Origin of the sequence: Pseudomonas yamanorum (assembly GCF_013386765.1) — a bacterium.
Lineage (GTDB): Bacteria > Pseudomonadota > Gammaproteobacteria > Pseudomonadales > Pseudomonadaceae > Aquipseudomonas > Aquipseudomonas yamanorum_A.
In genome coordinates, this window is the sequence record NZ_JACARE010000006.1 from 18,674 (window position 1) to 32,103 (window position 13,430).

Annotated in this window: 17 protein-coding genes; 8 read left to right on the forward strand and 9 right to left on the reverse strand. The window is 59.8% G+C overall.

Annotated features, from left to right (window positions below; translation table 11 throughout):
- The first annotated feature begins 83 nt into the window (after positions 1-83).
- On the forward strand, positions 84-1,316 hold the full coding sequence (locus tag HX875_RS03320) for a cation:dicarboxylate symporter family transporter (protein ID WP_177041628.1): 1,233 nt from the start codon (positions 84-86) through the stop codon (positions 1,314-1,316).
- A 138-nt stretch (positions 1,317-1,454) separates the two neighbouring features.
- Here HX875_RS03320 and HX875_RS03325 read toward each other — a convergent pair whose 3' ends face one another.
- The 4 genes from HX875_RS03325 to HX875_RS03340 form a co-directional block, all read right to left on the reverse strand.
- On the reverse strand, positions 1,455-3,065 hold the full coding sequence (locus HX875_RS03325) for an argininosuccinate lyase (RefSeq protein ID WP_177041630.1): 1,611 nt from the start codon (positions 3,063-3,065) through the stop codon (positions 1,455-1,457).
- Between the two features lie 20 nt (positions 3,066-3,085).
- Positions 3,086-4,333, reverse strand: coding sequence for an OprD family porin (locus HX875_RS03330; protein WP_177041631.1), 1,248 nt, complete (start codon positions 4,331-4,333; stop codon positions 3,086-3,088).
- A gap of 197 nt (positions 4,334-4,530) precedes the next feature.
- Complete coding sequence (locus tag HX875_RS03335) at positions 4,531-5,007, reverse strand: copper chaperone PCu(A)C (RefSeq protein ID WP_177041633.1); 477 nt, start codon at positions 5,005-5,007, stop codon at positions 4,531-4,533.
- Complete coding sequence (locus tag HX875_RS03340) at positions 5,007-5,612, reverse strand: SCO family protein (protein ID WP_010171770.1); 606 nt, start codon at positions 5,610-5,612, stop codon at positions 5,007-5,009. Before HX875_RS03340 ends, HX875_RS03335 begins: the two co-directional genes overlap by 1 nt.
- Before the next feature lie 382 nt (positions 5,613-5,994).
- Between HX875_RS03340 and HX875_RS03345 the strand changes: the two genes are divergently transcribed.
- From HX875_RS03345 to HX875_RS03360, 4 genes are all read left to right on the forward strand, one after another.
- Entirely contained in the window at positions 5,995-6,378 is a 384-nt protein-coding gene (locus HX875_RS03345) for a DUF2946 domain-containing protein (protein ID WP_177041634.1), read from the forward strand.
- Positions 6,379-6,440: 62 nt separating this feature from the next.
- On the forward strand, positions 6,441-6,995 hold the full coding sequence (locus tag HX875_RS03350) for a putative natural product biosynthesis protein (protein WP_177041635.1): 555 nt from the start codon (positions 6,441-6,443) through the stop codon (positions 6,993-6,995).
- 72 nt (positions 6,996-7,067) lie between these two features.
- Positions 7,068-7,259 carry a hypothetical protein gene (locus tag HX875_RS03355; RefSeq protein ID WP_371321468.1) on the forward strand — a complete coding sequence of 64 codons (192 nt, stop codon included), beginning with the start codon at positions 7,068-7,070 and terminating at the stop codon, positions 7,257-7,259.
- Positions 7,260-7,366: 107 nt separating this feature from the next.
- Positions 7,367-7,867: a DUF2165 family protein gene (locus HX875_RS03360; RefSeq protein WP_177041636.1), complete on the forward strand. Its 501-nt coding sequence runs from the start codon at positions 7,367-7,369 to the stop codon at positions 7,865-7,867.
- A 123-nt stretch (positions 7,868-7,990) separates the two neighbouring features.
- Here HX875_RS03360 and HX875_RS03365 read toward each other — a convergent pair whose 3' ends face one another.
- Entirely contained in the window at positions 7,991-8,644 is a 654-nt protein-coding gene (locus HX875_RS03365) for a helix-turn-helix transcriptional regulator (RefSeq protein WP_177041637.1), read from the reverse strand.
- Between the two features lie 190 nt (positions 8,645-8,834).
- Here HX875_RS03365 and HX875_RS03370 point away from each other — a divergent pair, with 190 nt between their 5' ends.
- Together HX875_RS03370 and HX875_RS03375 are read left to right on the forward strand one after the other, a co-directional pair.
- Positions 8,835-9,872, forward strand: a complete 1,038-nt coding sequence (locus HX875_RS03370; protein WP_177041638.1) for a PDDEXK nuclease domain-containing protein — start codon at positions 8,835-8,837, stop codon at positions 9,870-9,872.
- A gap of 78 nt (positions 9,873-9,950) precedes the next feature.
- Positions 9,951-11,150 (forward strand): lysozyme inhibitor LprI family protein, encoded by a 1,200-nt coding sequence (locus tag HX875_RS03375; RefSeq protein WP_177041639.1) that lies wholly within the window; start codon positions 9,951-9,953, stop codon positions 11,148-11,150.
- Between the two features lie 4 nt (positions 11,151-11,154).
- Here HX875_RS03375 and HX875_RS03380 read toward each other — a convergent pair whose 3' ends face one another.
- From HX875_RS03380 to HX875_RS03390, 4 genes are all read right to left on the reverse strand, one after another.
- Positions 11,155-11,442: a hypothetical protein gene (locus HX875_RS03380; RefSeq protein WP_177041640.1), complete on the reverse strand. Its 288-nt coding sequence runs from the start codon at positions 11,440-11,442 to the stop codon at positions 11,155-11,157.
- 68 nt (positions 11,443-11,510) lie between these two features.
- Positions 11,511-11,687, reverse strand: coding sequence for a general stress protein (locus tag HX875_RS32700; protein WP_256348026.1), 177 nt, complete (start codon positions 11,685-11,687; stop codon positions 11,511-11,513).
- 104 nt (positions 11,688-11,791) lie between these two features.
- Positions 11,792-12,268: a hemerythrin domain-containing protein gene (locus HX875_RS03385; protein ID WP_177041641.1), complete on the reverse strand. Its 477-nt coding sequence runs from the start codon at positions 12,266-12,268 to the stop codon at positions 11,792-11,794.
- Between the two features lie 190 nt (positions 12,269-12,458).
- Positions 12,459-13,016 carry an ATP-dependent Clp protease proteolytic subunit gene (locus HX875_RS03390; RefSeq protein ID WP_177041643.1) on the reverse strand — a complete coding sequence of 186 codons (558 nt, stop codon included), beginning with the start codon at positions 13,014-13,016 and terminating at the stop codon, positions 12,459-12,461.
- 155 nt (positions 13,017-13,171) lie between these two features.
- Here HX875_RS03390 and HX875_RS03395 point away from each other — a divergent pair, with 155 nt between their 5' ends.
- Positions 13,172-13,393, forward strand: a complete 222-nt coding sequence (locus tag HX875_RS03395) for a PLD nuclease N-terminal domain-containing protein (RefSeq protein WP_003207401.1) — start codon at positions 13,172-13,174, stop codon at positions 13,391-13,393.
- Positions 13,394-13,430 lie beyond the last annotated feature (37 nt).

The following is a 13,430-nucleotide window of genomic DNA, read 5'->3' on the forward strand; positions in this document are numbered from 1 at the left end:
GGCCTGAATGCGCCTTGGCGACCAATATGCCGAAAGTGGCCTGATACGACAATAACAATAAATAAAAAGACCACGGAGCATTGATGCCAGCCCGACTTTCCAATAATGCGACCTTGCCTATTTTGATTGCCATTGCACTTGGCATGGTGTTAGGGCTGCTTTATCCGGGTGTGGCAGTAGAAATGAAACTGCTCAGTGACGCCTTTATAAAAGTGGTCGGGCTGCTGATGCCGTTTCTGTTGTTTGTGCTGGTCTCCACCGGTGTGGCGGGGATCAAGCGCGAGCCCCACCATCGGCATGTAGTAGGGCGGATTGTCTTCTATTTTCAGCTGATGTCCCTTGCCGCGTTGCTGCTGGGGATGGCGACGGGGTTGCTGTTCAACCTCGATCATACGGCGGTGGCCAACCTGGATTTTGATCACCTGACACCGCCCGTTGTGCCCGAAACGCTGTTGCACGAACTGTCGATGACCTCGATTTGGTCCAGTCTTTACAAGGTTTTCACCCAAAGCCTGGTGTTGCAGGTGATGCTGGTGGCGGTGCTGTGCGGGCTGGTACTGGGGCGTGGCGGCCAAGTCGGCAACCGCTGCCTCGGCTGGCTGGAAGCCGCGGTCGGCGGGTTGTTCTGGCTGCTGCGGTTTATCTTGAAGTTCGCACCGCTGGCCGCCTTTGGGGCGATGGCATTTGTGGTGGGGAAGTACGGTTTAAGTTCGGTGCTGCCGCTCTTGAAGTTCATTGTTGTTATTTATCTGGCTTGCGCGGTGTTCGTCATTCTAGTGTTCGCCACGATTACCCGCCTGCTCGGCGTTAAACTGACTCGGCTAATTATTTACTTGAAAGAAGAGTTGTTGTTGGTGACATTTACCGGCTCATCAGTGGCTGCACTTCCCGGTTGTGTCAGCAAGCTTGAGGCGCTGGGCTGTGATCGCCAATTAGTGCGCCTGGTGCTGACCACCGGCTACACCTTCAACTTGACCGGCACCAATATTTACCTGACCACCGCAATCATGTTCCTGGCGCATCTGGCCGGGGTGGAGATTGCCGTGCCCGAGTTGCTGGCGGTGCTGGTGATCTGCCTGTTTACCTCGCTCGGGTCCACCAGTGTCGCGGGCTCGGCGCTGTTTACCCTGATTGCCACCTTGAACATCCTGCAGTTGGTGCCGCTGGAAGGGGTGGGATTGTTGTTGGGGGTGGAGCGGTTGATGAAGTGTCGATCGTTGACCAATGTGCTGGGGAACTGTGTGGCGTGCCTGGCGATTTGCGGGTGGCAGAAGTCGATTGATCGCGAGGTGTTGAAGCGGGAACTGAGCCACTGAGCCGAACACAATCTCCAGACTGACACCGAGTAAATGTGGGAGCTGGCTTGCCTGCGATGGCGGTGTGTCAGTCGATAAATCTGTTGTCTGACACACCGCCATCGCGGGCAAGCCCGGCTCCCACATTTAAAACGCATTTCAGCCCTTGGCGTTCAGCAACTTGTCGAATGCCTTGTCCAGGTTGCCTTCCGCACCTTTCAATTTCTCACGACGTTCCTTCAACCAGCTCTGGTCTGCGTCGAGGTTCTTGCGCGCCTCCACCAACATGCGCTTGACCTCTTCCGGCTGCGGCCCACCCGTGCCTTTACGGGTCTTGACCATCGTCGTCGGCGACAGCGCCGCACGGAACCCCGCCTCATCCAGCGGCAAGGTATTCGGCGTCCATTTGTATTTGTCCGCCGCCTGGGTGTACAGCTTCTGCGCGTCCGCATACGGGAAGGTCTTCGGCGTGGTGCCGTTGCTGCGCGCCTCGGTGACGATCAACGAAGCGAAGCTGTGGCCAATGCGGAACGGCACCTTGAACTGGCGCTCCAGGGTGTCGGCCAACTCCATCGAAGTCGTCCATTCCGACTCCAGCTCATCCAGGGCACGCTGCGGGTTGATTTGCAGCGCATCCAGCACGGCGTCCATGCTTTTGAACATCTCGTCGGTGGACTGGAACAGCCCCAGGGAATCAAACGCGAACTTGTAGTCGGTCATGCCGGTGGTCACGTTATGCGCACGCAACGTCACGGTTTGCGCCAGGCCCACCACGTCCGAGGCCGATTCGCGGGTGCGCATCAACAAGCCCGGGTTGCGCTTCTGCGGCATCGCACTGCTGGTGTAGGTGGACTCTTCGTCCAGCAGCAGCCAAGGGCGGATCTGATGGTATTGGGTATGGATATCGCCAATCATCGCGCCAATGCGGATCGCCGAAGACGCCGCCAGGTTGGCCGCCTCGATCGGGATGTCGTAGGTCGATACCTGGCTCGAATCCAGGGAGTTTTCCCGCACGCCGTCAAAGCCCAGCAACTCGGCCAGGCGTTCGCGGTTCAGCGGGTAGGCGGAGTTCGCCAGCACCGCGGTGCCCATCGGGCTCTGGTTGAGGCGGGTGTAGAGTTCGCGGATGCGCTGGCCGTCGCGATCAAACGCGGCTTCGAACGCCAGCAGGTAATGCGCATAGCTGATGGGCATGGCCTGCACGCCGTTGGTGTAGGCGGGCACCAGGGTGTCGATGTTCTTGTCGGCGATGTTCAGGATGCGTTGGCGGGTGGCGTTCAGCGCGTCGCTGTAGGCCAGTACCTGTGAGCGCAGTTTGGCCAGGCGGTAGGTGGCAAGCATGTCCTGGCGGCTGCGGCCGGAGTGGATCAGCGAGGCTTCGGGACCGATCTTGTCGGTCATGATCTTTTCCAGCTGCAGCACGTCTTCCGGGCGCTTGCCGTCGGGCTGGTCGGCCTGGTCGATGGCAAAGCGCACACCGCCGGCGATCTTGTGGCCCATGTCCGGCTTGACGATGCCCTCTTCGGTGAGCATCACGATCGAGGCTTTGTTGATGCGGTTCAGCCAGGCGAACTGGGTTTGGGTCGGGTCGCCCTTGGCTTTGTGGGCCGTTTGCGAGGAACCCGGCGTGGCGCCGACTTTGGCCGCTTGGGCCGCGCACTCTTCGGTGGTCTTGCAGGGCAGCGCACCGGTGTCGGCGGCATAGGCGCCGTAACTGCTGAACAGGGCAAAGGCGACGGCCAGGTGGATCAGGCTTTTTCTGGTATTCATGTGCAACGCTCCGGGAAAAATCACAACAAGGGCAGGGTGTAGCTGACGATAAAGCGGTTCTGGTCGATATCGCTGCCGCTGCCATTGCTGCGATACGTGCCATTGCGCCATTTCACTTCAAGGTTCTTCAGGGCTCCGCTCTGGAAGACGTAGCCGATATCGGTGTTGCGCTCCCACTCGGTGCCTTCCAGGGTTCCAGTGCGCACGAAGTTGTCACCTTTGAGGTAGCGGGTCATGAAGGTCAGGCCGGGGATGCCGATGGCGGCGAAGTCGTAGTCGTAGCGGGCCTGCCAGGACTTTTCCTCGGGGTTGGCGAAGTCCGGCGAGATCATCACGTAGTTCACGAGGTAGGAGTCGGTACCGTCCAGGTGGGGGAAGCCAGTGGTGCCTTTCATGCGCTGGTAGGCGGCCCCGAGCGAGTGGCCGTGGAGGCTGTAGGTGAACTTGGCGCCGAAGGCCTGGTTGTCGATGTTGCTGTTGCCTTCCTTGCTGGAGTCGGCGTAACGCAGGTCGGTCTTGAACGACTGGGCGTCACCCAATGGCAGCGTGTGGACCAGGTTGAAGATGTGTTGCTTGTAGTTGTTCTCGAGGTTGGCGTAGTGGTAGCCGGTGACGAAGGTTTTGGTCCAGCTGTAGCTGGCACTGGCGAAGTCGAATTTATCGCTGGGCACGGCACCTTTGATGCCTTTGCCGTCGACTTCGATGTCGGCATGGCCGCTGTCGTTGCGCAGGGTGTTGCTGGTCAGGCGCCCGGCGTCGAAGGTCAGGCCGGCGATGTCCTGGCTGGTCAACTGGGTGCCGCGAAAAGTCTGTGGCAGCAGCCTGCCGTCGTTGGGCAACACAGTCGGTAGCTTGGGGATCAGCGTGCCGAATTTCAGCACGCTTTTGGAGATGCGCGCCTTGGCGGTGGCGCCCATTCGGCTGTAGCTGTCCGGGGCGCCATCTTCGCCCACCGGGAGCAGGCCGGTGTTTTGGCGGTCGGGGCTGGAGTCCAGTTTCAACCCCTGCAGGCCGATGGCATCGAGGCCAAAGCCCACCAGGCCTTCGGTGTAACCCGACTGGTAATTGAGGATCAGGCCTTGGGCCCACTCGTCGCGTTTGGACTGGGTGGCGTTGGGCTGGCGGTAATCGCTGTTGAAGTAGAAGTTGCGAAATTCGAGGTCGGCCTTGCTGTCTTTGAAAAAGTCAGCTTCGGCAAAGGTGGGGAAGGCGAGGGTCAAACCCAGGGTGGCCGAAGTCAGGCCCAGGGTAATGGGGGATGTGCTCATTGTTATTCCCGTTGTCTGCTGCTTGTTTTTAGAATTATTTGGCCGGACGTCGACAGGGAGACGCGTCCGGCTTGCGCAGGCTAACGAGTTGGTTTGCAGATTGAAAATATATAGAAAGTGTTGAAGCGAGATGTTTTCAGTATGGAGACTTGCCTGGCAGATGATGAGGGAGTTGCTCCCTCATCACAGGCGTTTGATCAATGCATCTTGCTGTGATCCATCGGCTCCATCGCATTCAACGCCCGGGCCTCGGCCTTGACCTCGATCGACTGCTTTTCACCCTTGGCATTTTCCACGGTGACGGTCAGCGGCACCTGGTCGCCTTCCTTGATCTGCGCAGTGAGGTCGATCAGCATCACGTGATAACCATCCGGGTCGAGCTTGACGGGCTTGCCGGCCGGCAACGCAACCGAATCCACCGGGCCCATGCGCATCACGTCATCTTTCATGGTCATCTCATGGATCTGCACGGTCTTGGCGACCGGCGACGCCACACTGAGCAGTTTGCTGTCGCTGTCGGCCGTCACGGTCATGAACGCCCCGCTGGACGGCTGGCCCGGTACCGAGGCGCGTACCCAGGCGTCGGTGACCACCGCCTGTGCACTGGCGTGTGCCGCGAGGCCCAGCAGGGAGAGACCGAGGGCGATGCGCTTGAAGTGTTGAACGGCAGTCATTAGCAGACCTCCATGACGGTGAGCAGGTCTTCTGCGCACTCTTTGGCGTTAAGCGAGGCGGACAGGCCCAGGCGCAGGGTGCCCCGGGTGTCGAACACAAAGCTGGTGGCGGTGTGGGAGAGGGTGTAGCTGTCACCGGCGGGGATCTTTTCATAAAAGATCCCGAATTCCTTGGCGGCCACGGCGATTTCTTCGGGGGTGCCATACAGCGCTTTGAAGCTCGGGTCGAAGGCCTTGACGTAGGCGTCGAGAATCTCGGGGGTGTCGCGTTCGGGGTCGAGGGTGATAAACACCACCTGCATGATCTTGCCGTCGCGGCCCATCAGTTTCTTCGCCTGGGCCATGCGCGCCAGGGTGGTCGGGCACACGGCCGGGCACTGGGTGAAGCCGAAGAACACCACCGGCATCAAGCCACGGAAGGAACTCAAGGTGACGGTTTCGCCGTCAGTGTTCTTGAGCTTGAAGGTGCGGCCCATGATCTTGTCGCTCAGATCCTTGCCGTACTTGAAGTTCAGTTTCGGGCTGTTGTCACAGCCGGCCAGCAGGCCCAGGCCCAGCAATCCCATGCCGGTGAGGACCTTGCGGCGGGTGAATAACGTACTCATCAACTGTGCATCCTGTGAAGCGCCTGGGTACCACGAAGCGTTAAATCAGGCGAGGAGAGCGTGGCATTCTAACAACCCCTGCCTGCGGGCGTAATCTGCGACGTTCTGTCACAGGCCCTGCCGGGCAAGACCAAACTCTGTAGGAGCTGTCGAGCTTCAGCGAGGCTGCGAAGGGATCGCCTCGGTCTCCCTGCAAGACCGCAGCGCCTGCATCGCGGGCAAGCCCGGCTCCCACATTTGACCGCAACCCCCTGTAGGAGCTGTCGAGCTTTAGCGAGGCTGCGATGGGATCGCCTCGGTGTTGCTGCAAGGCCATGGCGCCTGCATCGCAGCCTCGCTAAAGCTCGACAGCTCCTACAGGGGGAGTGGTAAAGTCGCCGCCATGAAACTCTCCCGCCCGGACCGTTCACTCATTGCCTGGACCCTGTATTTTTGCGTCCTGTTCAATGTGTTCGTCTGCGGTTTGGGCCATGGGCAGATGATGGGCCTGGAGCTCAACGGCTTGGGTGGGCAATTCTGTTCAAGCCTGGGCACCAAGGCGCCGGCCTCGGACTCAGGCCTCGGCAATCCGACGGCCAGCAGTTGGTCGAATTTCTTCGCGTGCCCGGTGTGCTCCGCCGTGACCCTGGGCATCGTCTTCCTGTTTTGCCTGGCCTGGCTGCTGGGGCTCGGGCAAAAGCCGCGCCCGGCCCATGAGCGGCGCAACAAGGCCCCTCCGCGTTACTCCTGGCCCTCGGCCAACCCTCGCGCATCCCCTGCATTCTGACGTGTGCCCCGGGCTTCCTGTTACCAGGAGGCGTTCTATCGTCACGAGTGTGAGTGCGTTCCATGAGCTCTATCCTGCCTTCCGGCGCTGCCCGTCTGGTCAGCAAGGCGTCGCGCCGTCCGTCCCGCGGCGAAGTATTGTTGCCGTCTGTCGAATACCCAAGTAACGCCCGTTGTTTCGTCCACCTGGATGCACGTTTGCTGCCGTATTGGCACACCTTGTTCGACATCTGCCCCGGTTTGCTCAAGCTCGACCCGCCAGAGGGCTTGAACCTGTTTCGCAGTTTCATGACCTGGGCGTATCGCAACCGTCCGTCGCTGAACTGGACCTATCACGTGAACGTGTGCCGTTGGTTGCTCGGTTCGGTGTATCGCACGCAGATCGATGAAGAGCCCATCGAAGCGTTCATGACGGCGGCGGCGGCCCGTTGGGTCAGCGATGACATCGGCCAGGCCCGGGGCGTGGTCCTGGCCTGGCAAGGTTCGCCCGTGCCGGTGCTGGACTGGAAGCCGGGCAGTGGCGGGCAACTGCCAATGTTGCCGCCACCGCCCGTTGATTTCGCCTGGTGCGCGCTGGATGGCCAGGGGCGGTTCAGCGGGTGGTTGCCGGTGCCTTGAGGTTCTGCTCAATCCACTGGGCAACGCTGGTCACGGCGATTTGCTGTTGCGCATTGCCACGACTTTCAGGAGGTGCCGCCCAAGGTCGAATACCAGTTGTCCGAGCTGGGCAAACAGCTGTTGGTGCACATGATTCCGCTGTGGACGTGGGTGGTGGAAAACGCCGACGGATTCAGGCGTTCCCGGGAACGGTTTGACGCTGATCAGGTGCTGTATTCAGAGCTTGGGCTGGCAGTGTCGAATGTGCATGAAGTTGCCAATTAAGAAAGTATTTGCTTGTGTAATTCAGACGGCTCTACGTATTATCCAAATGTATTCTTGGGTATAGGCCCAAGAGCGGGTTTTCGCTTTTAGTGAGCAAGGAGCTTTGGATGAGCGTGGAGGCGTTTTTGCCGGGCGGTTCAGCGGGTCTGTTCCTGGGGACGCAAGCCCTGGGCTTGAGCGTCTGGCTGACCCTCGCCGTGGTTAACAACGGGCAGGCTTTTCGCAGCTCGGTGGGGGCGGTGGGCGCGACCATGGCCATGGCGCCGCTGCACCAAAGTCCGCCTATCGACACGCCTTTGCTGAAGCGTGCGGTGCGCTCACCGCGCCTGCATCAGTTCGCCCTGCTGGTGGTGCTGGTCCTGCAAGTGGTCGCGGCAGTCGCGGCATGGGTTGGCAGCTACCAGCTTGTCCTAGGCGATGGCCTGGCGGTGGCGCGGCCATGGCTCAACCTGGCACTCAGCGGCTTTTCGGCATTCGTTTTCGCGATGCTGCTGGGTGGCTTGTGGTTTGGCTACTGGATTCGTCAGGAAGGCCTGCAACTGACGCACCTGGTGCTGTCGGCCTGGGCGCTGTTGGCGTTTGCGCTGTTCAACCTGCAATGGGCCTGATGTCGGCCTGAGGCTAAGGCTGCGATGGACTGCGCAGCAGGTGTGACACCTGAACCGTTGGTGTATCCGGGACACTGCGGTGATGGGGTTACGGTTGTTGCGCAGCCCATCGCAGCCTTTTTCTTACTTGCGGGGCTGAATGCTGTAGGCGCAGCGCCGGTCCCCGGAAATCAGGTGTTCGCACCGTTCTACGACGTTCTCATCCCCCAGTGCCGCCTGGAAAATCTGCAACTCCGAGCGGCAGAACCCCTGGCATTTGCGCGCGGCCACGCAGATGGGGCAGTGGTTTTCCACCAATAGCCAGCCTTCGTCCAGCGGCTCCATCTGCGCCATGTAGCCGGCGCGTTCGCGAATCTGTACCAGGATCTCGACTTTCTCCTGCAGGGTCGACGCGGCGGAGCAGGCCTGGATGTATTCGTGCTTGGCGGTTGCCTCCATGCTGGCGATGACCTTTTCCACGCCTTCGCTGCCAAAAATGCCTTCGATGGAGTCGATCAGGTGCAGCGTCAGCACGCTGTGGGAATCCGGGAATTTGCCCTGGGCGGTTTCGGTCAGCGCCCACTTCAGCGAGGGCCGGCCGGCACCCGAGATGGGGGCCGATACGCCGACGATCAATTCCGCGACCTGTAACTTCTGGATTTGCTGGCGAGCGGCTTCGGAGGTGATGTCCAACAGCGCAGCCAGGTCCGTGGTTTTCAGTGGGCCACGGGTCTTGAGCAGGAACAGGATGCGGTCCCCGGTGGATGCCTGGCTGTCGTCGGTGGGTGTGGCGTTCATAGATCGGAAATAACCATGGAAGTGACCGGTCCATTTGACCACAGCGGGCACGCCGGGGCACCTCTTGATCTGCATTAAGGCGCGCTGATGGAGGGTTCCAGCTGATTTGTATCGAAAGCATTCTGCTGGCCCATTCTGCATTTCCCCCTCGCTACCATCGGCCGCCTGCCAAACCCATGAGGGAAAAGGAATGAGTGAGACCTGCGAAAGCCTGACCACACCACCCGAGGGGTACAGCGACTGGCTGACCGACCTCAAGGGTCGGATCCACTGCGCCCAGCAACGCGCCACGTTGGCGGTAAACCGCGAGCTGGTGCTGCTGTACTGGCAAATCGGCCAGGATATCTTGACCCGGCAAGCACAGCAGGGCTGGGGGAGCAAGGTGATTGGGCGACTGGCGCAGGATCTGCGTTCAGCCTTTCCGGAGATGAAGGGGTTTTCGCCGCGCAACCTGAAGTACATGCGTGCATTTGCCGAGGCGTGGCCGGACAGGGAATTTGTGCAAGGGGTGCTTGCACAATTGCCGTGGTATCACCAGCTGGCGCTGCTGGATAAGCTGCCCGGGCCCGAAACCCGCCGTTGGTACGCTGCCCAGGCCATCGAACACAACTGGTCGCGCAACGTCCTGGTGATGCAAATCGAAGGTCGCCTGCTGGAGCGCAGCGGCAATGCCGTCAGCAACTTCGAGGGCCTGCTGCCCAAAGCCCAGTCCGACCTGGCGCGCGAATCGCTCAAGGATCCCTACCGTTTCGACTTTCTTGGGCTGACGCTCGATGCGCAGGAGCGTGAAATCGAAAATGCCCTGGTCAAACATGTCACCGATTTTTTGCTGGAACTGGGCGCAGGGTTTGCCTTCGTAGGCCGGCAGGTGCTGCTGGATGTGGGCGGCGAGGAGTTTTTCGTCGACCTGCTGTTTTATCACCTCAAGCTGAGGTGCTATGTGGTGATCGAACTCAAGGCCGGCAAGTTCAAACCCGACCATCTGGGCCAGTTGGGTTTTTACCTCGCGGCCGTAGACGCCCAACTGAAGCACCCGCAGGACAGCCCCACCATCGGCCTGCTGCTGTGCAAGAGCAAGAATGAGGTGGTGGCCGAATACGCCCTGCGTGACAGCTCGCGACCCATTGGGGTTGCCGAGTATCAACTGGTTGAGTCTCTGCCGGCAGAGTTGCAAACCAGCCTGCCCAGCATCGAACAGATTGAGCGTGAACTGGCGAGCAATTCGTAGCGCTGTGCCGCCAGGCTGGACATTGGCAATTGCCTCGGCACAATGGGCGCCTTGAAAGGAACTCATCCAAGGAATGCCATGGCCCGCCGTGTAAATACCGCCTGCTCACTGTTGTTGCTCACTGGACTGCTGATGGGTGCAGGCATGCCTGCCAGTGGCGCGTCCTTCGAGTGTAAAAAGGCCTCCACATCGGTGGAAAAGGCCATTTGCACCAGTCCCGAGTTGAGTGAACTCGACAGTACGCTGGGCGTTTACTACGGCCAGGCAATGGCCAAACTGGCACCCGACCAGCGGGACGAATTACGTCGCGGCCAGCGTGCCTGGCTGCAGACTCGCAACGCATGTGCGAGTGAGCCGCAAACACTGGCCGGCTGCCTGCAATCCCGACTGAGCCAGCGAGTGGTCGAGGTGGGGTCGATCAGCCACAAGGATACGGCGGCCCTCGACGCAATCATTGCCAGTATTCCTTATCACCCGGCACACGCAGCAGAAGGGCTCAGGCGCTTCCCGATGAACGACCTGGCGGCCGCCTGGCTGGTCTACCTGCAGCGCTTTGAACCCGACAGTGGTGTGACGGAGAGCGAGGCCGAGGAGAATCGCAAGCAGGTCCTAGTAGCGCTCAAGGAAGACAACTTTCCCTGGTCGATCTGGCAGGACCTGCAAAACGATCCCGCCGTCAGCCGTGATCGGGTGACGTTGACCTTGCTGCGCATGATGATTGAGCGCGAGCAATACGAGCTGTTTGCCGACCAGCGCCCCTATGTGCACTGCTTTGTTTTCAGCCGTCAGGGCGAGGTTGCGTATGAGTCGTTCGGGTCGCTGTACGGCTCCACCCGGGACAGCTTTGCGCCGATTTGCGCGCCGCAGGGTGACCTGTTTGCGCAGCCGGCGTGGAAGCGGTTGGACGATAGCCTGAGCGAGCCTTTGTCCACGGCAGGGCAGAACGAGGGCACCATCCGCTTTGCCAGCTATGCCGATTGGAGCACTCTTTCGCTCAAGGCCACCGCATCGCCTCGGCTGTTTCTCCAACCGGCCACTGCTGGGCAGAACCAGGACCCTGAACTAACCCTGCGCGACTGGGGTGTTGATAAGCAGTGGCCCGCCAGGCAACGCCAGCAGACGCTGGCGGCTGTTGAGCCGGCACGGCAAGTGACCAGTGAGTGGTTGCAGCGCGAGCGCGGCTTTTCTGCCGCTGATGCCCGCCAAGCGGCCCGGGAAATCGTCAGGCAGTGGTTGAATCTGCGCCTGGACTTTATCGGTGGCCCAAGCGAACTCTGAACACTCAACTTCCCGATTGGGGAACGGCTTTTTTACCGGTCTTGCTGGCGGGATGCTGGGTCGAGGAACCTTTGTGGCGCGTTCCTTTCACGGTTTTTGACGGAGCTGGCGCTTTTGTTTCGGCGGCCTTGCTGCCACTGCTGTCGCCACCGGACGGGCTGCTGGGGTAGGTGCCTGGCGGCAGAGCCGAACCCGGGGCGGTGTTGTCGCCGAAGGCTGCATAGGCGGGAGCATACAGTACGAGCGTCAGGCTGGCGGCAAGTACAATCCTTTGGGAAATGCTGGTCTTCATGACTCAATCCCTCTTGTTGCGGTGAGGACCGAAGCCCGGACCACATCCAGGCTTCGGCAACGCCTCAATCAAGACTTCCTGGAGCCTGGCGCGTGGCTTTGGGCCCCGCCTTTTTTGCCGGCTTCAGATGCCTTTGCGCGGTCATTGGCGACGTTGCCGCCGGAACCCTGGCCGCCGCTTTTACGGGGAGTGTCTTGCTGGTCTTTGTGACCAGCCCCTGGGGTGGTTTTTCCGCTGTTAGCCATTTTCAAAACCCTCAATGATGAGTGAATCAATGGTGTCGCCTAATTGGGAAGCCGCCAGCCAAATCAAAGTTTGAAAAAGTTTGGCCGCAGGCGACGAATGGGCATCAAGCAGCCATTGGCTTGGCGCCGAGCGCCTTCTTGTGCGCGGCTTTCATCGCTTCCATCTCTGCACCCAATTCTTCCAGCAAGGCCTTGCCCAGCAGCTTTTTCGCCTGCGGGAACATCTCGCTTTCTTCTTCCTCGATATGGTGCTCCAACAGTTCCTTGACCACTTTGACGCGCCCGGAAAACTCGGTGGTGGACGGGGAGGTCTGCTTCAGGTCCGGCAATACCAGGGAGTCGACCGTGCGATGTTCTTCCTTGGCTTCGTGGTACATGATTTCCTGGTCCTTGCCCCCCGCCTTGCGGAAAGCCGGGTAGAGGATTTCTTCCTCAAGCCGGGTGTGAAGGCTGATTTCCATCTCCAGTTTGGCCAGTAGCTCAGTGCGCTTCTTGACGCCGCGCTCAGTGGACTCACTCAGTTGGCTCAAGATGGCTTTGACGCGTTCGTGGTCGGCCTTGAGAAGATCAATGGCATTCATGGGTGACACCTCACGGGTAGCAGAAGGGCGGGTCGGAGTGCCCGCCTATCCAGAGCTCTGCAGCATGAGTTGTACCAAGTTGAACTGAATATTTATTTGTTTAAAAATCAATAGGTTGGTGATCGTAAGTGTCGGCTTTGGTCGTGCAGGTTGCACGGTCCCGTGGCCTCTGGCATGCATTAAACAATGCCTATCCTCCGCTGACTTTCCAGTGCTTGATGTCTTCTGCAAACACAATCTGCTCAACCTCATGGGCAATCCCGTAGGCCAGTGACTCGTGAGCGGCAATCACTTTTTCCTCGGCCGACAGGCACTTGAAAATATCCAGGTGCGTCTCTGCGGTGGCGGTTTCCAGTTCGTAGATTTTCACGTAGCGCGCCAGGTCGTTGTCCAGGCTCGACAGGTATTCGCGCAGGCGCTGGTGGTCGACGGAGTTCTGGTTGAAATACCAGTTCATGGGATGAATCAAAAATCGCGAGTGGGGCGTAGTGATCCGGCGATTGGCCGCCAGGAACATGATGATGCCCATGGACTCGATATTGCCCGCATTGATCGCACACAGCGGCACCGGCAGGGACTTGAGGAAGGTGTAGAGGGTAAAGCCGAAATTGGTGCTGCCGCCGGTGGTGGAGAGGTTAAGCAGCAACGAGCTGGCGCCTTGCTCGATCGCATCTAGACAACAATCACGAAAGCGCTCGGTGGTGCCCTGATCGATCTGGCAGTGAAAGTGGATGATGTGCTCGGTCATCCTGGGCCTCCGTGGGGTGGGAGTGACGTTGCATTGAGTCTAGAAGGTTCCGCCAGGCCTGCCGCAACCGTTGGGCGAGAGCCATCCGCTGCAATTTTAATGAACCCTCGGGCGTGTAGCTTGACCTAATGGATACGACCTCAGGAGGATGAATCATGCAAATCGAATATGTCTGGATTGGCTTGGCAGTGATTCTGGTACTGCTGGAACTGTGGGCGATCAACAGCGTGCTGCGCAGTGGCAGTGGCTGGGAAACCAAAGGGTTATGGCTGGTGGTGCTGATCTTCATGCCGCTGTTGGGGCTGATCCTCTGGGCGCTGTTTGGACCCAAGGGTGTGAACCGGGCGACCCATGCCACGGAGCATGGCAAAGGCTGATACGGAATTTACAAAAAACAGGCGCCCGAGGGCGCCT